21 protein-coding genes are annotated in these 24,281 nt (G+C 72.7%); 6 read left to right on the forward strand and 15 right to left on the reverse strand.

Annotated features, from left to right (window positions below):
- Positions 1-2 precede the first annotated feature (2 nt).
- The 3 genes from QJ852_20010 to ftsE form a co-directional block, all read right to left on the reverse strand.
- Positions 3-1,313 carry a peptidoglycan DD-metalloendopeptidase family protein gene (locus tag QJ852_20010; protein ID WGX95427.1) on the reverse strand — a complete coding sequence of 437 codons (1,311 nt, stop codon included), beginning with the start codon at positions 1,311-1,313 and terminating at the stop codon, positions 3-5.
- 88 nt (positions 1,314-1,401) lie between these two features.
- The gene (gene ftsX, locus QJ852_20015) at positions 1,402-2,349 is read right to left on the reverse strand and encodes a permease-like cell division protein FtsX (GenBank protein WGX95428.1); all 948 of its coding nucleotides are present in this window, start codon (positions 2,347-2,349) and stop codon (positions 1,402-1,404) included.
- Between the two features lie 39 nt (positions 2,350-2,388).
- Positions 2,389-3,078 (reverse strand): cell division ATP-binding protein FtsE, encoded by a 690-nt coding sequence (gene ftsE / locus QJ852_20020; protein ID WGX95429.1) that lies wholly within the window; start codon positions 3,076-3,078, stop codon positions 2,389-2,391.
- A gap of 117 nt (positions 3,079-3,195) precedes the next feature.
- Here ftsE and QJ852_20025 point away from each other — a divergent pair, with 117 nt between their 5' ends.
- Positions 3,196-3,858: a hypothetical protein gene (locus tag QJ852_20025; protein ID WGX95430.1), complete on the forward strand. Its 663-nt coding sequence runs from the start codon at positions 3,196-3,198 to the stop codon at positions 3,856-3,858.
- 104 nt (positions 3,859-3,962) lie between these two features.
- Positions 3,963-5,750 (forward strand): zinc-dependent metalloprotease family protein, encoded by a 1,788-nt coding sequence (locus QJ852_20030; protein ID WGX95431.1) that lies wholly within the window; start codon positions 3,963-3,965, stop codon positions 5,748-5,750.
- A 54-nt stretch (positions 5,751-5,804) separates the two neighbouring features.
- Here QJ852_20030 and QJ852_20035 read toward each other — a convergent pair whose 3' ends face one another.
- Positions 5,805-6,452 carry a cutinase family protein gene (locus tag QJ852_20035; protein ID WGX95432.1) on the reverse strand — a complete coding sequence of 216 codons (648 nt, stop codon included), beginning with the start codon at positions 6,450-6,452 and terminating at the stop codon, positions 5,805-5,807.
- 266 nt (positions 6,453-6,718) lie between these two features.
- Positions 6,719-7,837, reverse strand: coding sequence for a peptide chain release factor 2 (gene prfB / locus QJ852_20040; protein WGX95433.1), 1,119 nt, complete (start codon positions 7,835-7,837; stop codon positions 6,719-6,721).
- Between the two features lie 228 nt (positions 7,838-8,065).
- Here prfB and QJ852_20045 point away from each other — a divergent pair, with 228 nt between their 5' ends.
- The gene (locus QJ852_20045; protein WGX95434.1) at positions 8,066-11,941 is read left to right on the forward strand and encodes an Ig-like domain-containing protein; all 3,876 of its coding nucleotides are present in this window, start codon (positions 8,066-8,068) and stop codon (positions 11,939-11,941) included.
- Between the two features lie 35 nt (positions 11,942-11,976).
- Positions 11,977-15,336 carry an Ig-like domain-containing protein gene (locus QJ852_20050; protein WGX99486.1) on the forward strand — a complete coding sequence of 1,120 codons (3,360 nt, stop codon included), beginning with the start codon at positions 11,977-11,979 and terminating at the stop codon, positions 15,334-15,336.
- 78 nt (positions 15,337-15,414) lie between these two features.
- On the opposite strand, the gene QJ852_20055 is transcribed toward QJ852_20050, so the two are convergent.
- Positions 15,415-16,053, reverse strand: a complete 639-nt coding sequence (locus QJ852_20055) for a hypothetical protein (GenBank protein WGX95435.1) — start codon at positions 16,051-16,053, stop codon at positions 15,415-15,417.
- A gap of 129 nt (positions 16,054-16,182) precedes the next feature.
- Here QJ852_20055 and QJ852_20060 point away from each other — a divergent pair, with 129 nt between their 5' ends.
- Both QJ852_20060 and QJ852_20065 read left to right on the forward strand, forming a co-directional pair.
- Complete coding sequence (locus QJ852_20060; GenBank protein WGX95436.1) at positions 16,183-16,617, forward strand: hypothetical protein; 435 nt, start codon at positions 16,183-16,185, stop codon at positions 16,615-16,617.
- Positions 16,617-17,831 (forward strand): hypothetical protein, encoded by a 1,215-nt coding sequence (locus QJ852_20065; GenBank protein ID WGX95437.1) that lies wholly within the window; start codon positions 16,617-16,619, stop codon positions 17,829-17,831. The genes QJ852_20060 and QJ852_20065 overlap by 1 nt, the downstream gene beginning before the upstream one ends.
- A gap of 37 nt (positions 17,832-17,868) precedes the next feature.
- Here QJ852_20065 and QJ852_20070 read toward each other — a convergent pair whose 3' ends face one another.
- The 9 genes from QJ852_20070 to QJ852_20110 form a co-directional block, all read right to left on the reverse strand.
- On the reverse strand, positions 17,869-18,306 hold the full coding sequence (locus QJ852_20070) for a pilus assembly protein TadG-related protein (GenBank protein ID WGX95438.1): 438 nt from the start codon (positions 18,304-18,306) through the stop codon (positions 17,869-17,871).
- Positions 18,303-18,758 (reverse strand): hypothetical protein, encoded by a 456-nt coding sequence (locus QJ852_20075; protein ID WGX95439.1) that lies wholly within the window; start codon positions 18,756-18,758, stop codon positions 18,303-18,305. Before QJ852_20075 ends, QJ852_20070 begins: the two co-directional genes overlap by 4 nt.
- Positions 18,755-19,135: a TadE/TadG family type IV pilus assembly protein gene (locus QJ852_20080; GenBank protein WGX95440.1), complete on the reverse strand. Its 381-nt coding sequence runs from the start codon at positions 19,133-19,135 to the stop codon at positions 18,755-18,757. Before QJ852_20080 ends, QJ852_20075 begins: the two co-directional genes overlap by 4 nt.
- Positions 19,132-19,296: a hypothetical protein gene (locus tag QJ852_20085; GenBank protein ID WGX95441.1), complete on the reverse strand. Its 165-nt coding sequence runs from the start codon at positions 19,294-19,296 to the stop codon at positions 19,132-19,134. Before QJ852_20085 ends, QJ852_20080 begins: the two co-directional genes overlap by 4 nt.
- A gap of 29 nt (positions 19,297-19,325) precedes the next feature.
- Positions 19,326-20,252 carry a type II secretion system F family protein gene (locus tag QJ852_20090; protein ID WGX95442.1) on the reverse strand — a complete coding sequence of 309 codons (927 nt, stop codon included), beginning with the start codon at positions 20,250-20,252 and terminating at the stop codon, positions 19,326-19,328.
- The gene (locus QJ852_20095) at positions 20,249-21,172 is read right to left on the reverse strand and encodes a type II secretion system F family protein (protein WGX95443.1); all 924 of its coding nucleotides are present in this window, start codon (positions 21,170-21,172) and stop codon (positions 20,249-20,251) included. Before QJ852_20095 ends, QJ852_20090 begins: the two co-directional genes overlap by 4 nt.
- 3 nt (positions 21,173-21,175) lie before the next feature.
- Positions 21,176-22,444, reverse strand: a complete 1,269-nt coding sequence (locus tag QJ852_20100) for an ATPase, T2SS/T4P/T4SS family (protein WGX95444.1) — start codon at positions 22,442-22,444, stop codon at positions 21,176-21,178.
- 289 nt (positions 22,445-22,733) lie between these two features.
- A complete protein-coding gene (locus QJ852_20105) occupies positions 22,734-23,312 on the reverse strand; it encodes a hypothetical protein (protein ID WGX95445.1) in 579 nt (192 codons plus the stop codon).
- A gap of 135 nt (positions 23,313-23,447) precedes the next feature.
- On the reverse strand, positions 23,448-24,218 hold the full coding sequence (locus QJ852_20110) for a DUF6461 domain-containing protein (GenBank protein ID WGX95446.1): 771 nt from the start codon (positions 24,216-24,218) through the stop codon (positions 23,448-23,450).
- Positions 24,219-24,281 lie beyond the last annotated feature (63 nt).

The following is a 24,281-nucleotide window of genomic DNA, read 5'->3' on the forward strand; positions in this document are numbered from 1 at the left end:
GCTCAGAGGTACGGCATCGGGTCGACCGGATCGCCGTTGCGCATCACGATGAAGTGCAGGTGGCAGCCCGTGGACCAGCCGGTCGCCCCGGAGTAGCCCACGACCTGGCCGCGGGTGACCTTCGCGCCCTTGCTGACGGCGTACTTGCTCATGTGGTTGTAGACCAGCACGATGTCGGCGCCGTTCACCTTGCCGATCGCCAGGTAGAGCCGGTTGCCGTAGACCTCGTCGTAGTAGGCGTCGATCACGGTGCCGGCCTCGCCCGCGCGCAGCGCGGCCCCGCAGCCGGTGCCGAAGTCGGTGCCGTTGTGCAGGCCCCAGTAGCCGTAGATCGGGTGGATGCGGTAGCCGAAGGGCGAGGTGACCGGCCCGGGGCCGGGACGGGCGAGCAGGCCCGCGGTGTCGCCGTCGTAGCTGCCGCCCTGCTTCTGGGCCAGCTCGATGATCTTCTGGCGGATCCTCGCCTCGCGCTTCTCGAGGCGCCGCAGCGCCTTGCGGTCGGCCTCGCGGGCGGCGACGACCGCCGCGCGCACGCCCTCGGTGTGGGTGACCAGCCCGGCGACCTCGGACTCCGTCGCGGCCGCCTCGTCGACCAGTCCGGAGATGGTCGTGACGTTGTCGTCCGCGGCCTGCTTGGCGTCGGCGACCTGGTCGCGCGCGACGCGCACCTCGGTCCGCTGCTGGTTCATCGCGTCCTCGGCGGCCTTCAGCTGGACCAGGGCGTCGTTCTGACGGCCGACGACCAGCTCGTTGGCCGTCTCCCCCATCAGCACGTCCTCGATCGTGCCGGCCTCGGCGTACGCCGCCAGGAGGGCCAGGCGCGCATCGCCCTGCTGGGCGATCCCGATCAGCGTGTCCCGGCTGGCGACGCGCTGGACGGCGACCTCGGCGCGCGCCTGCGCCAGCGCCGCCCGGGCGTCGGACAGCCGGCCCTGCGCCTCGGTGAGCTGGGTGGCGAGCGTGGCCGCCGCGGCCTGGGCGGTCGCGAGGTCGGCACGCACCGAGGCCAGGTGGGTCCGCGCGTCACCGAGCCGCGCCTCGGCCTTCTCCAGCTGCTTGGCGATCTTCGCGACCTGCTGGCTGGCCTCGTGGATGCTGCCCTTGACGCTGGCGATCTCGCCCTTGACGGCGTTCTGCTTGTCCTTGAGGTCGTCGCCGTCGTCGGCATGGGCCAGCGGGACGGCCAGTCCGGCGACGGCGATCACGACGGCGACCGCGGTCACCAGCCACTGGGGGTGGGCCCACACGGGCAGCCTGTCGCGCAGATCGGGCAGGGCACGGCGCAGCCACGGGGCGCTGGGGAAGAAGCGCACAGTAAGACCAATCAGTGTTCGGGGAAGAGTTGCCCGGTCCGCTCGCTGACGCTCGCTCGCCGAACCCCTCGACCGTATCCGCCGCCGATCAGACTTTGACGTATTTGCGGGTCAGCAGGAGTGTCGGGATCAGCGTGAGCGCGGGGCCGAGGATCACGATGCCGGGCGGGAAGAGCCCGATCAGTGCCTGGGTGTAGTCGCCCCAGTCGACCCAGGGCAGGAACTGCACGTGGTCGGAGAGCGCCTTCTCCACGCCCCAGTGCTGGAAGGCCGCCAGGACGCCGGCAGCCAGCGCGACGCCGACGACGGCCGCGACCAGGGCCTCCAGGAGGAAGGGCAGCGCGATGTAGAGCGTCGAGGCCCCCACCAGGCGCATGATCGCGATCTCGCGCCGCCGGGCCAGCGCCGCCAGCCGGATCGTGTTGGTGACCTGGAGCAGCGCCGCGAACAGCAGGAAGCCGGCACCGATCCACGAGCCGTACTTGAGCACCGTCATGATGCCGAAGATCTGGCCCAGCGCCTTGCGCTGGTCCTTGATGACCGAGACGCCGTCGAGCCCCTCGAGCGCGCTGATGATGCCGTCGGCGCGCTCCGGCGTCTTGAGCGTCACCCAGTACGCCGCCGGCCACCGCTCGACGGTCACCACCGGGTCGGGCCCCTCGAAGGCGGCCTGGGTGTTGTTGCGCCGGGCCTGCTCGTAGGCCCGCTCGTAGCCCTCCTCCTTCGACTGGAAGGCGGAGGAGGCCACCTCGTCGCTGTCGTCGATCTCCTTCTCGATCCGCTGCCGCTGGTCCGCGGTGACCTCGCCGCTGGCGCAGTTGGGACTGTGGGAGGGGTCGTCGTCGGTGCAGAGGTTGACGAGGATCTTGAGCTCGTCGCCCAGGCTGTCGCGGGCGACGGTGGCCTCGCGCTGGACGAGGATGCCGATGCCGGCCAGGGACAGGGAGACGAAGAGGGTGAGGATCACGGCGAGGTGCATCGACAGGTTGCGACGCAGGCCGGTGCGGAGCTCGGTGAAGACGTAGCGCAGCTGCATGAGGAAGGGCTCTCTGGATCGGGCTGAGTCGATGCCGGGTCAGTGCTGGAAGCCGTAGCTGCCGGACGCCTCGTCGCGCACGACCTTGCCGTGGTCGAGCTCGATCACCCGCTTGGTGAACTGGTCGACGATGCCGTGGTCGTGGGTGGCCATCACGACCGTCGTACCGGTCTGGTTGATGTCACCGAGGAGGTTCATGATCCCGGCGGACGTGGCCGGGTCGAGGTTGCCGGTCGGCTCGTCGGCGATGAGGATCATCGGCCGGTTGACGAACGCGCGGGCGATGGCGACCCGCTGCTGCTCGCCGCCGGACAGCTCGTCGGGCATCCGGTCGCCCTTGTCCTTGAGACCGACCAGCTCGAGCGTCTCGGGGACCACCTTGCCGATCTCGCGGCGAGACTTCCCGATCACCTGCTGGGCGAAGGCGACGTTCTCGGTCACGGTCTTGTTGGGCAGCAGCCGGAAGTCCTGGAACACGGTGCCGATCTGGCGCCGCAGCCGCGGCACCTTCCAGCCGGCCATCCGGTTGATCTCCTTGCCGGCGACGTGCACCCGGCCCGTCGTGGGACGCAGCTCGCGCAGGACCAGGCGCAGCGCGGTCGACTTGCCGGATCCCGACGTGCCGACGAGATAGACGAACTCGCCCTTGTCGATGTCGAGGGTGACCTGGTCGAGCGCCGGCCGGCCGGGACCGGGATAGCGCTTGGTGACCTTCTCGAAGCGAATCACTGACCTGACGGTACGCGACGGCCGATGGCGACCGGCGGACCCGTCCTCGGTGGGTCGCGACGGCGTCGGCCACGTCACCTCGCCGGGTCCAGCCACGGCGTCGGTAGGGTGACGACCGTGCCGACGGTCCTGCGTGCGCTGCTCCTCTCAGCGCTGCTCACGCTCGTACCCGTCGCCGTCGGCGTGGCCCGCTCGGGCGACGAGACCCTGTCCCGCGACCCCGCCGCCTACCAGGGCACCCCGCTGGCCGAGTTCGACACCGCGAAGGCGGTCGTGCAACGGGTGCCGTTCTGCGACCTGGTGCCCGCCGCCGCCGTGCAGGAGGCACTCGGCGAGGACGCGACGCTGACCGCCTACGGCAACGGGGAGACGTCCGACGCCTTCCCCGGCGGCGACGTCGCTCACGAGTACGGCTGCCGCTACGCCCCCGAGGCCGCAGATCCCGCCGAGGCCGCCGATCCCGGCGCGGGGACCGGCGAGGCCCGGGGGTGGGTGTTCGCCCCACCGGTCACCACGGGGACCGCGGAGCAGTTGGTCGCGGCGCCGCTCGCCCAGACCTGTACCGCGCTGCCGGCCGCCCCGGCGTACGGCAGCCCGTCGACCGGCGTGCTGTGCCCCGGCGACGGCGTGCAGACGGTGACCTTCCAAGGCCTGTTCGGCGATGCCTGGCTCGCGTGCAGCCTGACCCTGCCCGCCACCCTGGCGCAGGACGAGCTGGTCGACCGGGCCGGCCGCTGGTGCGTGGCGGTCGCCCAGGCGGCCTCGGTCCCCCTCACCTGAGCGGGCGCCGGCCGGACCGCCGATCGGCCGGCCACCCCGGGACCATCGTCCCGAGCTGACCGCTCCGCGCTCAGGGCTGCACCGCGGCGGCCGATCGGGCCCGTATGCAGCATCTCCTGCGCGCGGGGACCGGCCTCGCCGGCCTGGCCCTCGCAGCGGGGGCACTGACGCTCCCCGCGGCTGCCGCGGAGCCCGGCCCGGGCGTCCCCGGGCTGACCGCGGCCGAGCAGCACCTGCTCGCCACGGATCCCGCCGTCGACGTCGCGGCCGACGGCACCCTGTTCGCCGTCGACTCCTGGGAGCCGCCGGCCGAGGAGATCACCACCGCTGCCGACCACGCTCCCGGTCCGGCCGCAGCGGAGGCGCTCGCGGACGCCGCGCTCACCGACACCTTCGCGCTGCACAGCCGCCCCGGGGCCGCGCGCACGATCTACCTCGACTTCGACGGCGGCGGGCTGCTGGGCTCCAACTCCTGGCTGCTGCAGGGACTCACCAGCCTCCTCTTCGGCGGCTGGTCGCTGGACGGCTCGCCCTTCTTCTCCGACGGCGAGCAGTCGATCATCCGCGAGGTCTGGGCCCGGGTGGCCGAGGACTACGCCCCCTGGGACGTCGACGTCACGACCCAGGAGCCGCCCCCGGGAGCGTTGTGGCGCGGCGCGGTCAGCGACCCGACGTACGGCGCCCGGGTGGCCTTCACCAACGACAGCACGGTCCAGGCCCAGCTGTGCAGCGGCGGGTGCGGGGGCATCGCCTGGATCGGCACCTTCGACGCGGTCACTGCGGGCGAGACCCGCAGCCCGGCCTGGGTGTTCCCGAGCTCGCTGGGCCACCGGGCGAAGAACATGGCCGAGGCCGCGTCCCACGAGGCCGGGCACACGCTCGGCCTGTCGCACGACGGCGTCGGGAGCAGCGGCTACTACGGCGGCACCCCGCTGTGGGGGCCGCTGATGGGCAGCCCCTACTCCTCGGCGATCACGCAGTGGTCGAAGGGCGACTACACCGGGGCCAACAACCGCCAGGACGACCTGGCGGTGATCCGGTCGCACGGGCTGCCGTACCGCACCGACGAGGCGGGGAGCACCCCCGCGACCGCGGCCGCCCTGAGCACGCTGCCCGGCAACCGCGGTGTGATCTCGAGCCCCGCCGACAGCGACTGGTACGCCCTGACCGAGTGCACCGGCACGCTCAGTGCCACCGCGACCCCCGCGACGCTCGGGCCCAACCTCGACGTCGTCCTCGAGCTGCGCGACGCCGACGGCGGCCTGCTGGCCGCCAACGCCCCACCCACCACCCGCACGCCGATGGGCACCATCAACGGGATGGGCGCCTCGCTCACCGTCCCGCTCAGCGAGGGTCCCTACTATCTGGCGGTCTCGGGCGGCGGCTCCGGCTCGGGCGGCACCGGCGCCTGGGGCAGCGGCGGGTACGACGCCTACGGCAGCCTCGGGTCCTACCAGCTCCTGATGGCGGGCTGCGCGGGCGGCACCGGCGTACCGGTGCCGCCGCCCACCGAGATCCCGCTGGACCCGTCGGGGGCCACCGAACCGGGGCCCGGCGCCGGCAGCGCCGGGCAGCCGACGTCGCGACCGGGGACGCCGCATGCCCCGGCCGTGCGCAAGGGCGTGCGCGGCGGCCGGCCGAGCATCGGGGTCACCTGGACCCCGCCGGCGGCGGGCGGTGGCGCCATCACGGGCTATGTGATCAAGGCGTTCCGGGTCGACGGCCGCGGGCGGGTGCTGACCCGCCGCAGGTCCGCGGTGCTGCCCGGCACCCTGACCGGCACCGAGCTGGTCGTGCCCCGCAAAGGCCGCTGGTCGGTGCGGATCAAGGCGCGCAACGACCTCGGCTGGGGCCGGTTCAGCGCCCGCTCCTCGGCGGCGAGGGCGCGCTGACCGCCTCGGGAGGCGGTCGCCGGTCGCCGACCGGCGACCGGCGACCAGATGACCTCACCAGGGCATGAACACTCCGTCGAACCACTGTCCGTGGCCGGTGTTCGAGTAGTCATCCACGTTGAACGAGTAGGCACCGTGGTTGCCGCCCCAGATGTATCCCGGCACGCCGGACGGCGCCTGGGTGTCGCAGACGTAGTCGTTGGTGCAGATCGACACCACCGGGATGTTGCCGAAGAAGCGGTCGACTCCCGAGAGCGGGGCTCCCACGAAGTAGGTGAACCACTCCCCCGAGACGCCGTTGCCGCGCGGACCGCCCTGGCGCTTCGGGTCGGCGATCAGCACCGCGTTGACGTTGCCGAAGGTCGTCCAGTTCTCCGTGACCCAGGTGTGGACGACCGCCGCACCCAGCGAGTACCCCATCATCTTCACGTGCTGCCCCGGGCACTGGGCCCGCTGGTTGCGGACCAGACGGTTGAGCTCGTTGGTGCCCTGCCGAGCGCCCCATCCGGTCGGTTCGGCGGGATAGCCGACCCGTTGGCTGACGTTGCCGTGGAAGACCATCGAGTTGTTGTCGCCGGCGCCGCCGACGACGATCGTGTAGGTCCCGGCGCACGACGCGGCCGACGCCGGCTGCGCCAGGGGAAAGACGGCACCGATCGACGCCAGGAGCACGCCGACGGCGAGTGTTCGCAGGGTTCGCATCATCGTTCTCTCTTCCGTGGGTGGAGGGGTAGCGCTGCGGCGTGACGCCGTCCACCTGGCCTGATCGATGGCAGGAAGGAGCCCGAGCGCGCCTGGACTGTAACACGGTGTTACGATGTTGTGTAACAGCGTGTTACGCGTCGGGGCGCGTCCGACAGCGATGCGCGCACGCGTCGCGAAGCGGCGTGCGGCGCAGGGCCGCAGACCTCACCGCGCCCAGAGACGGAGCTCCCCGGACGGAGCTCCCCGGACGGACGATCCGACGATCAGCTCGCGTCGGCCTGCTCGGCGCCGCGGCGCCAGCGGATCCCGGCCTCGAGGAAGCCGTCGATCTCACCGTCGAAGACCGGCTGGGGGTTGCCCGTCTCGTAGCCGGTGCGCAGGTCCTTGACGATCTGGTACGGGTTGAGGACGTAGTTGCGCATCTGGTCGCCCCAGCTGGCGGCGACGTCGCCCTTGAGGTCCTTCTTGAGCGCGGCCTCCTCGGCCTTCTTCTTGGCGAGGAGCTTGGCCTTGAGGACGATCATCGCGGCGGCCTTGTTCTGCAGCTGCGACTTCTCGTTCTGGCAGGAGACGACGATGCCGGTGGGGATGTGGGTGAGACGCACCGCGGAGTCGGTGGTGTTGACCGACTGGCCGCCCGGACCACCCGAGCGGAAGACGTCGGTGCGGATGTCGTTCTCGTCGACCTCGATCTCGTCGGTCTGCTCGAGCTGGGGCACGACCTCGACCGCGGCGAAGGAGGTCTGCCGGCGGCCCTGGTTGTCGAAGGGGCTGATCCGGACCAGCCGGTGGGTGCCGACCTCGACGGAGAGGGTGCCGTAGGCGTAGGGCGCGTGGATCGCGAACTCGGCCGACTTGATGCCGGCCTCCTCGGCGTAGGACACGTCGTAGACCTCGACGGGGAACTTGTTGCGCTCGGCCCAGCGGGTGTACATCCGCATCAGCATCTCGGCGAAGTCCGCCGCGTCGACGCCGCCGGCGCCGGAGCGGATCGTGACGATCGCCTCGCGCTCGTCGTACTCGCCGGAGAGCAGGGTGCGGACCTCGAGCCCCTCGACCGCCTGCTTGATCTTCCCCAGCTCCGCCTCGGCCTCGGCGAGGGTGTCCTCGTCGCCCTCGTCGGCGGCGAGCTCGGCGAGGACCGCGAGGTCGTCGATGCGCTGCTGGAGTCCGCGGAAGCGCTCCACCTGTCCCTGGAGCGACGAGAGCCGCCCGGTGACCCGGGTCGCGTTGGCCTGGTCGTCCCACAGGTCGGGCGCGGCGACCTGGACCCCGAGGTCGGCGATCTCCCCCTCCATCCGGGGCAGGTCGAGGACCTGCTCGATGGTGTGCATCGTCGCAGTCAGCTGCTTGATCTCGGAGTCGAAGTCGGGGCCCGCCACAAGGAGCAAGGTTACGGCGCGCGGCACGAATCACCGAGCCGGGGCGCTCCGGAGCCGCCCGGAGGAGGGCAGCACGGCAGGGCCGAGGGTAAAGAAAACATGAATCCTTCTCACAAAACCTGTATGCGCCGCGTCACAACCTGCTTGAATCCCGGACACTCCCTCCGCCACATGGTCCCCCGTGGCCGTCCTTCTCGGGTGGCACCCCTCCTCACGGGACGGTGACGCATGCTCCCTGCGCCGATCGACAACACACTCCTGCCCGGGGGCCGCCGCCGCGCGGCCCACGCGTTCCGACGACGGCTGGCCTGGCTCAGCGTCCTCGCGACCGTCGTCGCGAGCCTGGTCGCGACCGTGGCACCCACCCAGGCCGCCCAGGCCAGTGGCGACGACGTCGCCGCCTGGAACCCGGGCTGGTCGTGGACCTACCAGACCGCGTTCCGCTACACCGGCGACACCGCGGACGTCACGATCAACGAGAACGTGACCTACACGGTGGTGGGCGTCGACACCTTCCAGGGGCAGAGCGCCTACAAGCTCAATATCACCGGCAACATCACCGGCGGGTCGGGCAGCGCCAAGGTCGACGGCGTCGGCACCGCCAACCTCAGCAACTTCTCCGGCTCCGTGAGCGGCACCCGGTACGTCCGCCGCTCCGACCTGGCCCTGCTGCAGGAGAAGCAGCACCAGAACCTCAGCGCGAAGGCCTCGGTCTCGATCATCTCGGTGAACATCACCGCGGCCGTGGACCTGGAGATGACCCCGCGCGGCGGCTGGCGCGTCATCGACTTCCCGGTGGAGGCCGGCCAGTCCTGGCAGAACGACGTCGACGTCGACTACACCGGTGGCTTCACCTACGACGCCGGCAGCTACGGCTCGGGCGCGGACACCTTCGAAGGCGTCTTCGCGCTTGACGCGCCGGTCAACGTCACCAACGCGACCATCAATGCCGCGGGCGGCAACGTCGCCACCCGGCGGGTCCACTCGCAGAGCTCCGACGGCCAGCTGGTGAGCACCGACTGGTGGTCGCCCACGCACCGCAACGACGCGCAGCAGTACCTCAAGCTGCCCCTCGACGGCGCCGCCCTGACCCTCGACCGCAAGCTGACCTCGGCCTCGACGCCGGCCGCGGCCACCACGCTGACCGGCACGATCACCCCGTCCCTGAGCTGCGCCGGCGGTGACGTCACCGTCGCCGGCCGCCTCAGCAGCGGCGCGGCGGGCGTCCCGGTGACCGTCACCCTGGACAAGTCCCAGATCGCGCCGGGTCAGGGGGTCACGGTCACCACGACCACCACCTCCGGCGGCAACTACGCCGCCACCCTGGCCGCTCCGGCCCAGGCCGACGGCCTGCAGAAGAACGGCGCCCGCGGAAGCTGGGGCGTCCTCGTGACCGCCGGCGGCATCACCACGGCCGCCACCCTCGTCGTCACGCCGAAGAACTGCAGCACCCTGACCTACGACGGCGATGTCTCGGCCGCCCAGGGCAGCACGGCCACCGTCCGGGCGGTCCTCGCCGACCTCGCCGGCGGTGGCGTCGGCGGACGCACGGTCACCTTCACCCTCGGCGGCACCTCGGTGAACGCCACCACGAACGCGGCCGGCGTCGCACAGACGCAGATCGCCGTGGCCGGCCCGCCGCGCGCGACGTCCCTCACCGCCTCCTACGCCGGCGACGGCGGGCTCGAGCCGGCCTCGTCCTCGACCCCGTTCACGGTCGGCACCATCGCCACCACGACCACCGTGGTCGCCGACCCGGGCGTCGTCACCATCGGCGACCCGGTCAGGTTCACCGCGACGGTCGCGCCGCAGCACGGCGCCACCCCGGCAGGCACCGTCCGCTTCGTCGTCGACGGCTCGGACTTCGGCGCCCCGGTCCCCCTGAGCGGCGGCCAGGCCACCAGCTCACCGCTGTCGACGCTGGGCCTCGGCAACCACACCGTCACCGCGGTCTACAGCGGCTCGGTCGACAACACGGGCAGCTCGTCGAACGCCGTCACCTTCCGGGTCCGCGAGCCGCTGCTGGCCACCAGCACCTCCTCCGCGGTCTCCCCCGCCAGCGCCGCCCACGGCCAGCCGGTCACACTGTCGGCGACCGTCTCCACCGGCGCCGGCACCCCGACCGGTGACGTCGTGTTCACCGTCGAGGGGACCGAGGTCGGTCGCGCCGGCGTCGGCACCGACGGCAAGGCCTCGGTCGTCGTCGACGACCTGACGGTGGGCAGCAACCCGGTGGTCGCGACCTACGCCGGCGACGACGTGTACGCCGGCAGCGCCGCCTCCCCGCGGACCGTGACCGTCGCCAAGGCGTCGGTCTCCGTCACGCTCGACTCCTCCGCCGGCACCACGGTGAGCGGCGAGGCGATCGCCTACACCGCGACCGTGGCGGTCCAGGCCCCCGGCGGCGGCACGCCGGCCGGCTCGGTCCAGCTGCTGGTCGACGGCGGCGCCGTCGGCGGTCCGGTCGCCCTCGACAACGGCGTGGCCGTGTTCGCGCCGCTCACCTCGCTCGGTGCGGGCACCCACACCGTCGAGGCCCAGTACGCCGGCAACGGGCAGTACCAGGGCGGGTCCGACCAGGTCGAGCAGGTCGTGGGGCAGGCCGACACCACCACGGTGGTGCAGGCCACGCCGTCGCCGTCCGTCCAGGACCAGAACGTCCAACTGACCGCGGCTGTCGCCGCCGTCAGCCCCGGCTCGGGGTCCCCGACCGGCACGGTGACCTTCTACGCCGGCTCCGAGTCGCTGGGCGCCGTCCCGCTCGTCGCGTCCCCGTCGGGCAGTGTCGCCACCCTCGACGTCGACGACCTGGCGCCGGGCACCCACCAGATCACCGCGCGCTACACCGGCGACACCGACTACCGCACCAGCGAGGCGGAGGCCGTCGCGCACACGGTGATCCCGGGCACGGCGGTCGTGGCGACCACGACCACGCTGACCTCGAGCGCCAACCCGTCGTCGTACGGGCAGCAGGTGAGGTTCCGTGCCACGGTCACGACCGAGGGCGAGAGCCCTGTGGGCTCGGTCCAGTTCTCGGTCGACGGCCAGGACCTGGGTGCACCGGTGGCCGTCGAGGACGGCCTCGCGGTCAGCCCGCCGGTCGCCACGGCCGAGCCCGGCGACCACACCGTCATCGCGAGCTTCGAGGCAGCCCCCGGCTTCTCCGGCTCCGGCGACATCCTCACCCAGACGGTGACGACCGGCACCGCTGAGGTGTCCCTCACGTCCTCGGCGCCCGCCTCCGGCCCCGGTGAGGACGTCCGGTTCACCGCCGAGGTGACCTCGGACGCGGGGCTCGCCCCGTCCGGCTTCGTCCAGTTCTCGGTCGACGGCCAGCCCCTCGGCGCCGCCGTGGCCCTCGTGGACGGCACCGCGATCAGCCCCCAGGTCGGCGACCTGGCGGCGGGCGAGCACACCGTGTCGGTCCTCTACTCCGGCGACCTGCGCTACGGCGCGGGCACCGCGCAGCTGACCCAGACGGTGGTGCAGACAGCGACCACGACCGCCCTGCACGTCTCACCGAACGCCTCGACGTACGGCGACCCGGTGCTCCTCTCGGCGATCGTGACGCCGGTACCGGGCGGGCTCCCGCAGCCGACCGGTCCGGTGACCTTCCTCGCCGACGGTGCCCCGATCGGCGTGGTGTCGACGACGCCGGTCAACGGTCCCAGCGACGGGGTCTCCAGCGTCGCGTGGCTGACCGTGACGCTGCCGGCCGGCACCCACGTGGTGAAGGCGGTCTACGCCGGGAGTGCGCAGTTCCAGGGCAGCAGCTCGGCGAACGCCGGTCTCACCGTGGAGAAGCGGGCGACCTCGATCGTCGCGGCTCCGGCCGCGGTGAAGCTGCTCCCGCTCATGCTGCCGCTCGGTCAGCTCCGGGCGACGGTGACCGGCACCGGCAGCGGTCCGGTGGCGGGGGTCCCGGTCGAGTTCCGGGCGGGCGCCAAGCTGCTCTGCGTCGCGCCGACGAACGAGTCCGGCATCGCCGTGTGCAACGCGGGCTCGCAGATCCTCGCGCTCACCCTCGCCCTCGGCTACACGGCCACCTTCACGGGTGACGCCAACCATCTCTCCTCCACGGCGCGCGGCGCCCTCCTGAAGTGAGGCCCGCTCCGATGAAAGGAACCTCTGTGCGGCGCATGATCGCGGCCCTCGCGGCCACCACCCTGGGACTCGGGGTCCCCGTCGTCCTGGCCTCCTCGGCCGCGGCCGACATCACGGCTCCGGCCAACGGGGCGGTGCTCCGGGGCAATGCCACGCTCTCGTCCAGCGGTGTCGGTGACGGCACGCTGTGCGCGAACGCCACGAAGCCCAACGTCACGCTCCAGCTGATCAACAGCGGTGGGGGTGTCGTCTTCTCGCAGAAGCAGGAGGGCACCGGCTCCAAGTCGGTCACGATCGACACCCACAACTACCCCAACGGCGCCTACACCGTGCGCTCGATCGAGCAGAAGCGGTCGGGCTTCGCCTGGTGCAGCAACTCGACGAGCACCTTCAACCGGTCGGTGACGATCGACAACATCACGCAGCTCGCCTACTCCGGCGCCACCGAGGCGCCGCAGAACACGTCGGCGACGGTGAAGGCCACCCTGACCGATCCGCACCTCTCCTCGTCGGTCCTGCCCAACCAGACGGTGGTCTTCTCGCTGTCGAACGGCACGTCGGTCAGCGCCGTCACCAACGGCAGCGGCGTCGCCACGGCAGCCCTGCCGATCTCCGGCGGACCGCGCACCGCCACGGTGACCGCCTCGTTCGCGCAGACGGCCTACTACCGGGGATCGTCGGCCGCGACGCCGTTCGCGGTGCAGAAGAACCCGACGACGACCACGCTGACGCAGCCCGCACCGGTCGTCCACGGCCAGGCGGTGTCGTTCACCGCCCAGGTCACCCCGCTCAACGGCACGAGCACGGCCACCGGAACCGTCCAGTTCACGGTCGACGGTGACGACTTCGGCACTCCGGTGCCCGTCTCCGCCGGTACGGCGACCTCCGCGTCGACCTCGACCCTCAGCACGGGCGAGCACACCATCGGTGCCCGCTACAGCGGCGACGCGAACCTGGTGGACAGCTCCGCGTCGACCAGGCAGCTGAGCGTCGGCAAGGCGCCCACCAGCACCCAGCTGACCAGCACCGGCTCCCCGACCGTCAGCGGCGAGGCGGTCACCTTCACCGCGACCGTCGGCGTCGTGGCCCCCGGTGTCGGCGACCCCGTGGGCGGTGTCCAGTTCAACGTGGACGGCGACCCCTACGGCACCGCCGTGCCGCTCAACGGCGACACCGCCGAGCTCACCATCAGCAACCTGCCGCCCGGCAACCACACCGTCCAGGCGACGTACAACGGCAACGCCGACTTCGCCGGCAGCTCCTCGGGCGACGTCACCCACGGCGTCAACCGCGCCGACACGACGGTCGTGCTGAGCACCTCGAACCCCGACGCCGTCGCGGGCGAGCCGCTCACCTTCACCGCGGACCTCGACGTGGTCGGGCCCGGCGCCGGCGAACCGAGCGGATCGGTGCGCTTCTTCGCCGACGGCGAGGCGATCGGCGCTCCGGTGGCGCTCAGCGGCGGCAGTGCGGTCTCGGCGCCGGTCAGGCTGGACGCCGGCGACCACGTGATCACCGTCGACTACGAGGGCGACGACCGGTTCGCCGGCGCCACCGACGCGCTCGACCAGGAGGTCGCCGCCGCCGCGACGAAGACCGCGGTGGACGTCGCCCCGAGCCCGTCGGTCGTCGGTCAGCCGGTCACGATCCGCGCGACGGTCACCCCCGTCGCTCCCGCCACCGGCGACCCGGAGGGCGCGGTCCAGTTCGAGATCGACGGCCAGCCCGGCACCTTCGTCGACCTGGTCGACGGGGTCGCCGAGCTGTCGACGAGCACGCTGACCCGCGGCGGCCACCAGGTCCGGGCCCGCTACTTCAGCGCCGACCCGAACTTCGTCACCAGCACCTCCGCCACCGTGAGCCACACGGTGAACAAGGCTGCGACCAGGACCACGGTCGCCAGCAGCGCACCGGTCGCGGTCATCGGCCAGCCGGTCACCTTCACCGCCACGGTCGCCGTGCTGGCGCCCGGCGCCGGCTCCCCCTCGGGCACGGTGACCTTCACCGACGGCGACACCGAGCTCGGTACGGCGCCGGTCAGCTCCGCGACCGGAGGGGTCGCCTCGATCACGGTCGACTCGCTGGGTGTCGGTCAGCATGCCGTCGTCGCCACCTACGACGGTGACGACAGCTTCTCGGCCAGCTTCGGCTCGGTCGCGCAGAAGGTGCAGCGGGCGCAGACCGCGACCCTGGTCACCTCGACGGCCAACCCGTCCCAGCCGGGCGCCGCGGTCCGCTTCACCGCGACCGTGAGTCCGGTGGCCCCCGGCGCCGGCGAGCCCGGCGGCACGGTCCAGTTCAAGGTCAACGGAGCCTCCCTCGGCGCGCCGGTGGCGCTGGCCGGCGGCACGGCCACCAGCCCCGATTTCGCCAACCTGGCCCCCGGCACCTACCGGATCTCGGCGGTCTACAGCGGCGAGCCGCGGTTCGTGGGCAGCACCGGCCTGCTCGACCAGGGCAACGGCCAGAGTGTCGGCAAGGCCGGGACCTCGACGGAGCTCGCGTCCGACGACGCCGAGGCCGACCAGGGCCAGGCGGTGACCTTCACCGCCACCGTCCGCGCGGTCGCCCCGGCGACCGGCAAGCCCACCGGCGTCGTCCAGTTCTGGACCGGGGAGACGCTGCTCGGTGCGGTCGGCCTGACCCCGGCGTCGGCGGCCAACACCAGCACGGCGTCGTACACGACGGCCACGCTGTCGGCCGGCACCCACGAGATCCGCGCGACCTACGGCGGCAATGCCACCTTCGAGGGCTCGACCGAGACGACCTCCCAGGTCGTCGGCGCCGGCGTCACCGTGACCGGCCTCACGTCCAGCGCCAACCCGTCGTCGTACGGCGACCGGGTGACGCTGACCGCGACGGTCGCCGACGCGACGCCGACCTCGGGCAAGCCCACCGGGACGGTGACCTTCCGGTCCGGGGACGACGTGCTCGGTACGGCGCCGCTGGCCACGGTCGACGGCGGTCAGCAGGCGACGCTCGACGTCGAGGGCCTGGCGACCGGCAGCCATGTGCTGACGGCGACGTACTCGGGGAGCGCCTCGCGGGCCGCCAGCACCTCACCGGAGCTGACCCAGGTGGTCGACCGGGCCGTGGCACAGCTCGACGACCTGCGCACGGCGCTCGTCCTCGGCTACGTGCGCGATGTCTACGCCACCCTGAACGACGCGCAGGGCCGTCCGCTCGCCGGCCAGCAGCTGGTCTTCCGCACGGCGGCGTCGCTGCCGGGCGGTGACGGTCAGCGGCTGATCTGCGAGACGGTCACCGACCAGAACGGTGTCGGGCACTGCTCGGTCGACTCGCGGTGGCGGTCGATGGTGACGTCGAGCGGGTTCGACGTGTTCTTCGCCGGGACGGCCACCTACCTGCCGACCTCCGATCACGGCGGCCGGTAGCAGCGCAGGAGCGAACAGCCGTGAGGGGCGGGTCCGGTCGGACCCGCCCCTCGTGGCGTTCCGGCCCGGTCCGGGACCTCAGTCCCCGCCGGCGATCTCGACGGTGGCGAGCATCTGCTCGATCAGCTGGTCGCCGTCCGGCACCTGAGCGGGCACCACGAACTCGACGCTGAAGAAGCGCCCGTCGCTCACCCCGCCGAGGACGTAGCGGTGCCCCTCCGCGGCGCGCGCCTCGAGCACGAAGCAGGTCGTCCCGTCGACCACCCGGTCGGCCACCCGGCTCGGCGCGAGCGGCGTCCCCGCCAGCGAGCGCTCGTAGGAGACCGCCTTGTCCTCGGTGTCCAGCCCCGGGCCGGCGAGGATGTCGGTGACCGTCGCGTTGACGATGCCCGCGCCGTCGACGTACAGCGCTCCGGTGACCGTCGTCCCGAACCGGCTGACCTTCCATTCGGGCGACGCGGTGAGCCGCATCCGGACCGACGCGACGCTGATCTCCTGACCCGTCGCGGGCACCACCGAGGGTGGAGCCGGCGTCGGGGTGGCGGTCGCCGCGGAGGTCGCCGTGGCGTCGGCATCGGGCGCACGCGGGTCGCCAAGGTCGTCGGGGTCGCCGTCGGAGCAGGCGGTCAGCGTGAGCACCAGCAGCCCGGCCACGGCCGGACGCAGGAACGGATACAGGGCCGGATACAGGGCTGGACGCAGCACCCGAGAGATCATCCGACCATCCTCTCCCGACCCCGGCGGACGCCCCGACAGTAGCAACCCGCACGGCGGCTGTTTGCCCGGGCGGCGCGGTGGGTAGCCCCCTGGTGTCGCCTGTCCCTCGGGAACCTCAAAGGAACGCGCATGACCATCGGACCGCTCCCCCTACCGCCGTTCTTCCCACCCCTGTTCAACCCGGCGTTCCTGGTGGGACTCAAGGACCTCGAGCTGAGGATCATCGAGGCTCAGGTCACGTCGGTCTACAAGACGCTCGACGAGCAGATCACGGCCATCCAGGATCTGAAGTTCACCGGCCAGGGCGCGATCCCCGCCGGGTCCTTCGGCCAGGGCATCGAGTCGACCCGGCTGGCCACCGAGCACACCCGCGCGCACGGGGTCATCGTCGACTCCCTCGTGGAGATGCGGAAGGACCTCGGTGTGTTCCAAGCCGCCATCCTCGCGGCCAAGGGCGCCATTACCGAGGCCGACGAGCAGGCGGAGGCCGACCTGCGGCTGGCCCTGAACCGCACGGTGGGCCTCGATCTCGGCACCGACAGCGACGAGGACGGTGATCTGTGATGGCCGGCGAGCACCTGAAGGACCTCCTGCGCCGCACGACGGGCATGTCCAGCGACGACGTGACGACCGCCCAGGGCTCGTGGGCGGCCACCACGATCGCGCTCGGCACGATCTACGAGGCGCTCGACACGGCGAGCAAGGCGATCCCGGCCGGCATCGGCGGCCCCGAGACCCGTGACGCGGCGAAGACCGCGTTCACCGAGGCGGCCACCAAGGTCGGCACTCGGCGCGACCAGATGAGCGGGGTGTCGACCGCGCTCAGCGCCGCCGCGGGCGCGATGGCCGAGGCGGAGAAGGCGGCGCAGGGTGCGCCGGACGCTCCCCCGGCGACGGCGCCGACCGCGCCCGAGCTGACCGGCGACATCGACAAGGACGCCGAGGCCATCGCGAAGTACGCCGACAAGGTCACGACCTACAACGGCAAGGTCACCACCTACGGCGACGCCGACGAGAAGGCCCGCGAGAAGATCAAGACGCTGCTCACCCGCTACGAGGAGGCGGTCACCGCCCTCGAGAAGATCGAGGGCCAGCCGAAGAAGCCGGGCGAGAACGACGACAAGGGGCCCGGTGGCCCCGGCATCCCGCACGTCCCCCTGATCCCCGGCCCCAACGGCACCATGCCCGGCCAGTGGGTCGGCTCCGGCCCGCTGCCCGGCGTGCACACCCCCGAGCTCCCGGACCCGACCGGCGTGGGCGGTGTCGGCGGCGTCGGCGGGGTCCACCCCGTCGGCGCCCCGCCGATCGTGCACACCCTGAACCCCGACCTCCCGCCGCTCGACTACGACCCCGGTGTCGGCACCGGCGGCGGCCCCGACCTCGGACAGATGGGACCGGCCGTGCTCGGCGGCGGCCTCGCGGCCGGCGCCTTCGGCGCTCCCGGACTGATCCGCGGCATCAAGGGCCTCGTCGGCGGTCGGGGACTCGGCGCCAACAGCGTCGGCTCGATCGGCGCCAGCTCACGCGCCGGCGGACCCGGCTCCCTCGGCCGCGGGGCCGGCGGCGGCATGGGCGCCGCCGGCAGCCCGGTCAGCCGGGCCGGAGGTCGAGGCGCCGGTGGTGGACGCGGCGGAGCCGGCGGTCGCGGCGGTGCCGCGGGCGGCGCCGGGGGCCGCGGGCGCCGGCGCGACCAGCGCGAGGGCGCGGACCGGGACCTGTTCGACGACGGTCAGGACTGGGTGGACGACGAGGGCGCCGCGCCCGGCGTCCTCGACTGAGCGCCGGCGGGGCGCCGGCGGCGCGCCGCGCGGGCCGTCAGCCGGTGTCCGGGTGGACCACCGCGGAACCGACCGCTCGCACCAGGGACTCCCCCGGGGCGCCCGGCAGATGCAGAGGCAGGTCCACCGGGGCGGTGAGCTCGACGATCAGCCGGTCGCCGTCGACCCGCACCGTCGCGCGGATCCCGGGATGGTCGGACGCCGCGCCGCTGTCGCGGAGGTAGGCGCGCACCGCCGCCTCGGCCTCCGCGCGCGAGATCGCCAGGTCGCCGGTGGCCAGCCCGCCGGCGTACGCGTCGACGCCCTGGGCGCCCGCGTCGGCCCCCTGGAGCGCGGCGCCGTCAGCGAGCGCGTCGAGGCGCTGCCGGGCGAGATAGGCGGCACTCGCATCGACGACGACGGCCACGAGCAGCAGCACGACCGCGGCGAACGCGATCACGAGTGGGGCGGAGCTCCCGCGGGCGGCGCGCGTCATCGCCCCTCACCCGTCTCCTGGTAACGGCCGATCGGCACCGTCGCCCGCGCGTCGAGCGCGAAGGTGGGCCGCCCGAGGCCGAAGAGGTCCGGCAGCAGGGGCAGCGCGACGGCCGACGCGACCCGGACCGTGATGACCGAGGTCCCGGCGTGACAGCTGCGGGGGTACGGCGAGCAGGTGACCGTGACCTCGAGCGGCACGTCGACCAGGCCCTGGTCGGCGAGCGCCTGCCGCGCGACCGCCCGGGCCCGCTGCTCGCCGGCCACGTCGTCGGGCGCGAGCGCGTAGGCCCGGGCGGCGGCACGGGCCGCTCCACTGATCCCGAACGACCCGCGCTGCACCTCGAACACCGACAGCACGATCCACAGCAGCGGCAGCAGGAGCAGCAGGCCGAGCCACACCACCTCCACCAGGCCGCTGCCCCGCTCGTCCCGCAGAAGGTGCCTTCTCACCGCGGATCCTCCTCGACCGCCCGGCCGGTGACCGTCAGGCCGACCGCGGGGCCACCGAGACCGAGGGCGGGAACCTGGGCGCGCACCACGATCTCGACCCCCGGCGCACCCTCGACCAGGACCCGCCGTACCTCGACGTCCTCGGCGTAGCGCCCCGCGAGCGCGTCGGCGATCTGGGCCCGGGTCCGGGCCACCCCGTCCCCGGGACCGCGGTCCGCGGTGGCCGCCAGCCGGGCGCCCTCGGAGGCGGCGGCCGCGAGGGTCGTCCGCACGTGGAGGACGAGCGCGACCTGGAGCATGCCGAGCACCAGCGGCACGAGCACGAGGGTCGCCAGGGTGAAGTCGACCAGCGCCGAGCCGCGCTCGCCCCGGCTCACCGCACCGAGTCGAGCGCCGACTGCAGCATGCCGACGAGCTGGGGTTGCGCGATCCCCCACAGGGCGACGCCGATCGAGATCGTCATGAGTGTGATCAGCACCCAGCCGGGCACGTCGCCGCGCTCGTCGGGGCGGCGGCGGGTTCGAGGTGGTCGGTGCACGGTGGTTCCTTCCGAGATTCCGTGGCGGGTCAGTAGCTGAGGGACAGGCCGATCAGTCCGGGCCAGAAGGCGAAGAGCACGGTCGTGGGGAGCACCAGGAACACGACGGGCAGCATCATCGCGATCTCCTTGCGCGACGCCTGCTCGATCAGCGCGCGGCGCCCCGCCTCGCGCACGTCGGCCGCCTGGGCATGCAGGACGCCGGCCAGCGGGGTGCCGCGCTCGACCGCCACGGCGACACCGTGGGCGAAGCGGGCCACGACCGTGAGCCCGGTGGTCGCGGCGAGGGTGTCGAAGGCGTCGGCGACCGGCTGGCCGGTGCGGATCCGGGCGAGCAGGTCGCCCAGCTCGCGGGACAGCTCGCCGCCGCTGCGCCGGACCACCCGGTCCAGCGCACCTACGGGCGACTCCCCCGCCGCCACGCTCAACGCGAGCAGCTCCGCGACGGTCGGGAACTCGGCGAGCATCGCCGCCTCGCGCCGGCGCACCTGGGCGCTGAGCCGGTTGTCGCGCAGTAGGACGCCGCACGCGAAGGCACCCACGCACAACAGCAACAGCGGCAGCGGGTTGCCGGGACGGGTCCAGGTGCGCAGGACGCCGTAGGCCGCGGCGAGCGCGAAGCCGACCAGGCCCCACTGCACCTGCTGGACACGGAACTCGTGGAGCGTGAGCGGGCTGCCCGCGCGCACCAGCCGACGGCGTACCGACGTGGCGCCGCCGACCACGCGCTCGACCGCGTCGGCCGCCCGGCGCAGGACCGGACCGAACACGGCAGCGACCGAGGTCCGGGCGCCGACCGGGGCCGTCGTACGGCGGGCCGAGGGGAGGTCCCGGACGTAGGGCAGCACCCGGTCCTCCAGTCGCGGGCGGCGGATCGCCACCACCCGGGTCGCGACCAGGCCGAGCCCGAGGGCCGCGGTGAGGCCGAGCAGGGCGCCCGTGGCCGCCGCGCTCATCGCCCGGGGTCCCTGCGGCGTTGTCCGGCGGAGGAGCGGAGCGGAGGAGCCGGTGAACGTCGTGGGGTGGTGTGGAGGATCCTTCGCTCGGCGGGGAGCCGGCCGAGCCGCATCATCAGCCGGTAGGCGACCGCACAGGCTCCCGCGCCGACCACCAGGACGACCAGTCCGGCCGCGGACTGGTAGCGCTCGATGACCGTCGGCTGGCTCGACATCACGACCAGCACGATCCACGGCGCCGCGACGGCCACGCGGGCGCCGTTGACCGCCCAGGACTGGCGCGCCTCGAGCTCGGCGCGGGTGCGCAGGTCGTCGCGCAGGTAGCCCGACAGGTTGCGCAGCAGGCGGCCGAGCTCGCCCCCGCCGACCTCGCGCGCGATCCGCAGTCCCTCGACGACCCGGTCACCCACGGGATCGGCGAGCCGGTCCTTGAGGCGGTCGAGGCAGTCGCCGAACCGCCCGGACACCTGGTAGTCGAGCGCGAACGCGTCGAAGGCGGGGCGCAGCGCGTCAGGGCCGCGGACGCCGAGCGCGGCGACCGCGTCGGGCAGCGACATCCCTGCCCGGACCGCCGAGGCGAGGTCGTCCACCGCCTCCGGCCAGACCTGGGCGAACTCGCGCCGGCGGCGGCGTACCCGTCCGGCGACGACCGCCCAGGGCAGGTACCCCGCGCCGATCGCGAGGACCGCCGCGATCGGCACGGTCCGGGTGACGCCGAGCACCACCACGAACCCGGCCATCCCGGCGCCGAGGGAGAGCAGCGCCAGGGATCGGGGCGCGACCTCGCGCAGCCCCGCCTCGGCGAGGAGCCGCCGCGCGCGGCCGTCGGCCGCGGGCCGTCGCTCCTCCCGCGGCCAGCGGAGAGCCGCCCAGACGAGCAGGATGCCGAGCCCGAACCCCAGACCGACCAGCGCACCCATCGCTCAGCCCGCCTCGTTGAGTAGGCCGACGACGTCGATGCCGAGCCGCTCGAACCGCTCCAACCGCGGGGGCAGCCCGATCCCCCGCCGCAGCGCCCCGTCGCGCCACTCGAACACCGGTTCCGTCTCGATGACGTCGCCCTCCATCCGGCCCGGCACGGCGACGATCTCGGTCACCCGGCGCGCGCCGTGGGGATCGAGGGCCAACTGGACGACGAGGTCGACCGAGGCCGCGACGGTGGGGACGACGAAGCGCGCCGAGATGTTCTCGCCGGCCAGCAGCGGCAGCGTGCACGCCTTCGTCAGGGCCTCCCGGGCGCTGTTGGCATGCAGCGTGCACATCCCTGGCAACCCGGCGTTCAGGGCGAGGATCAGGTCGAGGCACTCCTCGGCCCGCACCTCCCCGACGATGAGCCGCGACGGCCGCATCCGCAGGGACTCCTTGACCAGATCGCGCAGCCGGATCTCACCGGTGCCCTCGAGGCCCGCCTGACGGGTCTGCAGGGCGACCCAGTCGGGATGCGGGAAGCGCACCTCGAAGACCTCCTCCGCAGAGATCACCCGCTCCCCTCCGGGGATCGCGGCAGCCAGGCAGTTGAGCAGCGTCGTCTTCCCGACGTGGGTGCCCCCGGTGACCAGGATGTTGAGCCCGGCCCGCACCGATGCGTCCAGGAAGCGCGCCGCCGGCACCGTCAACGTGCCGAGCTCGACCAGCTCCTCGAGCCGCGAGGCGCGCACCACGAACTTGCGGATGTTGACCGCCGAGAATCCGCGCGCCACGCCTTGCAACACCACATGAAGGCGATGGCCCGCCGGCAGCATGGCATCGACGAACGGCCGGCTCAGATCGATGCGCCGGCCGGTGGACTTCAGCATCCGCTCCACGAGCTCGGCCACCTGAGCCTCGGTGAGCACCAGATTGGTCAGCTCGTGGCGCCCGTGCCGGGCCACGAACACCCGGTCGGGACTGTTGATCCACACCTCCTCGACCGTCGGGTCGTCGAGGAACGGCTGCAACGGCCCGAAGCCCGCCACCCGCGCCACCAGCTCCGCGACCAGCCCGTCGGGATCCGCGACCGGCGCCACCACGCCGGTCAGGCTGCGCTCGTCGTGCTCGCGCACGAGGGTCGTCGCCAGACGACGGACGGCCGGGACGTCGCGCTGCGGGTCGATCCCCTCGCGGCGTACGACGGCGCGCAGGTCCTCGTCGAGACGCAGCACGACGTCGTCGGACGCCGGCGCGACCACGACCGGTGGCTGCAGCAGGGCCATGACGACTCCCCGAGATAGGACGGCACTGGCTGCCAGCACCGTAGGCCACCGTCGTCGAATCGGAAAGGGGCAATTCATCTCCTGTGGAAAACCCCGGCACGCGACGAAAGGAAGCCGATGCACAATCGCCGGGTCCGCCGATTTCACGTGCGTGCCACAGAGACGGGGGAATACCCCGGTCTTCTGACCTCCCGCGACACGCCGCGGGAGCGATTCGGCTTGGACAACGACACGGGGAAAGAGCTGTTCTGGCCTCCCCCTCCGTTTGTCGCCGGTCTCGATGCCGGCCCTACCCCGAGAGGGCGCAGTGGCCCGCTGTCGTCGGGCAAATGAGGAACCCGGTATTGGCGCGGATCGTGTAGGTCTCGCCTTGACTCCGGTAGGTCAACTGAGTCTGAGGCCATGACCAGTTGCCGCTCTCCTCGACGTCAACGACGAAGAGCAGTTCAGCCTGAGCGTCCGGAGCGATTGCGTAGCCGCTGAGTGGGACTGAGTCGCGCTCGTAGTACTCGTAGGGCCATGGCCCTGCACCGACGAGATCCTGACCGCCGGTCACGTCGAGGACTCTCACCTCCGAAACCTTGGCGCCTTCATCGCTGACCTCCGACCTGGGACCAGTCAACATCGCCCTGTCCAGGGTCGCAGAATGATCGCCTTCGTTGATAACGGAGAGTGCGCCGAATACGACCCGCTGTCCTTTGTCGGCCAGCATCGTCGCTGCCTGAGTGAAGTCGTCATCGGCAAGGAAGGAAACCGGCCCTTCCCTGGACGTGGGCAACGCGTTCTTCTCGGACGAACAGGCAGCGAGTGACGTGGCGATGCCGGCGAGCAGGACGACGGCCATCGCGGCCGGAAGGAGTTTCGTCACGGCGGCACTCTGCCCCACTCCTCGTTCGGACGGTCATCGGCTCTGCGAGCCGGCCGCCCTGAGGCTCGCCATTCGTTCGCCGCCAGCTCACTGATGCGTGCGCCCGTGGGCGTCCCTCACCATCGAGCCGGGCGCTCAGTCCTCCAGGGACTGCCCGTAGACGAGGCTCGGCGCCTTGAAGTGCTGCGCCTCCCCGACCTCGGCGAGGTCGTCCCCCCTGACGACGACACCGGTGACCACCTCACTCATCGCCAGGGCGACGGCCGTCGGGTTCGGGCCGTCCAGGTCGATCGGGCCGTCGCTCTCGAGGTCGTCCCATACGAGGTCGAACAGTGGCCGAATCTCCGCAGGCACGATCGAGGGATCCTCGACGTACATGAACTCGTCGTCGTCGAACAGCAGCTCGCCGTCGCGAGCCGCTCCGAACCGCTCGTGGGCCTGGATGTTGGTCCTCAGCACTGCGGCGGCGCGGCCCTCGGCCGACAACGCACGGAGGGTGTCCAGTGCCGGATCGCCGTACCCGGTGGGCTCGACGGCGAGGACGCCGCCCGCGATGTCGATCGACGCCCAGCCAGTGGTCTCGTCGTCGTCCCACACGTCGTCCACGTCGACCGGTGCTGCCAGGTCGACTCCCAGCGCCTGCGCCACCTCCTCGCGGGTCGCCCCGGCGACCACCAGAACGGTGAAGGCCTCCTGGTCGGGCAGCGCGTCGACCACCGTGTCGTAGTACGCGACCCTGTCGTCGCCGCCGTCCGAACCGGGCGGCTGGTCGACGTCGCTCGTCGTCGGCCGTCCTCCGTTCGGCGTCGGCAATGCGCCTCCGTCCCCCGCATCCGACAGGTCGGCGCGCTCGCGCAAGAAGCCGGACGACCACGCCACCACGACAGCTGCGACCACGACTGCCACCACGGCAGCGAAGACATCCCGCCTCACCACATCACCTCTGAGCGCCCGGTTCCTGACCGGAGT

Source organism: Nocardioides sp. L-11A, from assembly GCA_029961745.1.
Classification (GTDB): Bacteria; Actinomycetota; Actinomycetes; order Propionibacteriales; family Nocardioidaceae; genus Nocardioides.

Excerpts from the sequence above, each read along its gene's own strand:
- ftsX (WGX95428.1), bottom strand. The coding sequence starts at position 2,349 with ATGCAGCTGCGCTACGTCTTCACCGAGCTCCGCACCGGCCTGCGTCGC.
- QJ852_20050 (WGX99486.1), top strand. The coding sequence starts at position 11,977 with ATGATCGCGGCCCTCGCGGCCACCACCCTGGGACTCGGGGTCCCCGTC.
- QJ852_20035 (WGX95432.1), bottom strand. The coding sequence starts at position 6,452 with ATGCGAACCCTGCGAACACTCGCCGTCGGCGTGCTCCTGGCGTCGATC.
- QJ852_20100 (WGX95444.1), bottom strand. The coding sequence starts at position 22,444 with ATGGCCCTGCTGCAGCCACCGGTCGTGGTCGCGCCGGCGTCCGACGAC.
- QJ852_20090 (WGX95442.1), bottom strand. The coding sequence starts at position 20,252 with ATGAGCGCGGCGGCCACGGGCGCCCTGCTCGGCCTCACCGCGGCCCTC.
- QJ852_20030 (WGX95431.1), top strand. The coding sequence starts at position 3,963 with ATGCAGCATCTCCTGCGCGCGGGGACCGGCCTCGCCGGCCTGGCCCTC.
- QJ852_20060 (WGX95436.1), top strand. The coding sequence starts at position 16,183 with ATGACCATCGGACCGCTCCCCCTACCGCCGTTCTTCCCACCCCTGTTC.
- QJ852_20045 (WGX95434.1), top strand. The coding sequence starts at position 8,066 with ATGCTCCCTGCGCCGATCGACAACACACTCCTGCCCGGGGGCCGCCGC.
- QJ852_20055 (WGX95435.1), bottom strand. The coding sequence starts at position 16,053 with ATGATCTCTCGGGTGCTGCGTCCAGCCCTGTATCCGGCCCTGTATCCG.
- QJ852_20095 (WGX95443.1), bottom strand. The coding sequence starts at position 21,172 with ATGGGTGCGCTGGTCGGTCTGGGGTTCGGGCTCGGCATCCTGCTCGTC.
- QJ852_20070 (WGX95438.1), bottom strand. The coding sequence starts at position 18,306 with ATGACGCGCGCCGCCCGCGGGAGCTCCGCCCCACTCGTGATCGCGTTC.
- QJ852_20065 (WGX95437.1), top strand. The coding sequence starts at position 16,617 with ATGGCCGGCGAGCACCTGAAGGACCTCCTGCGCCGCACGACGGGCATG.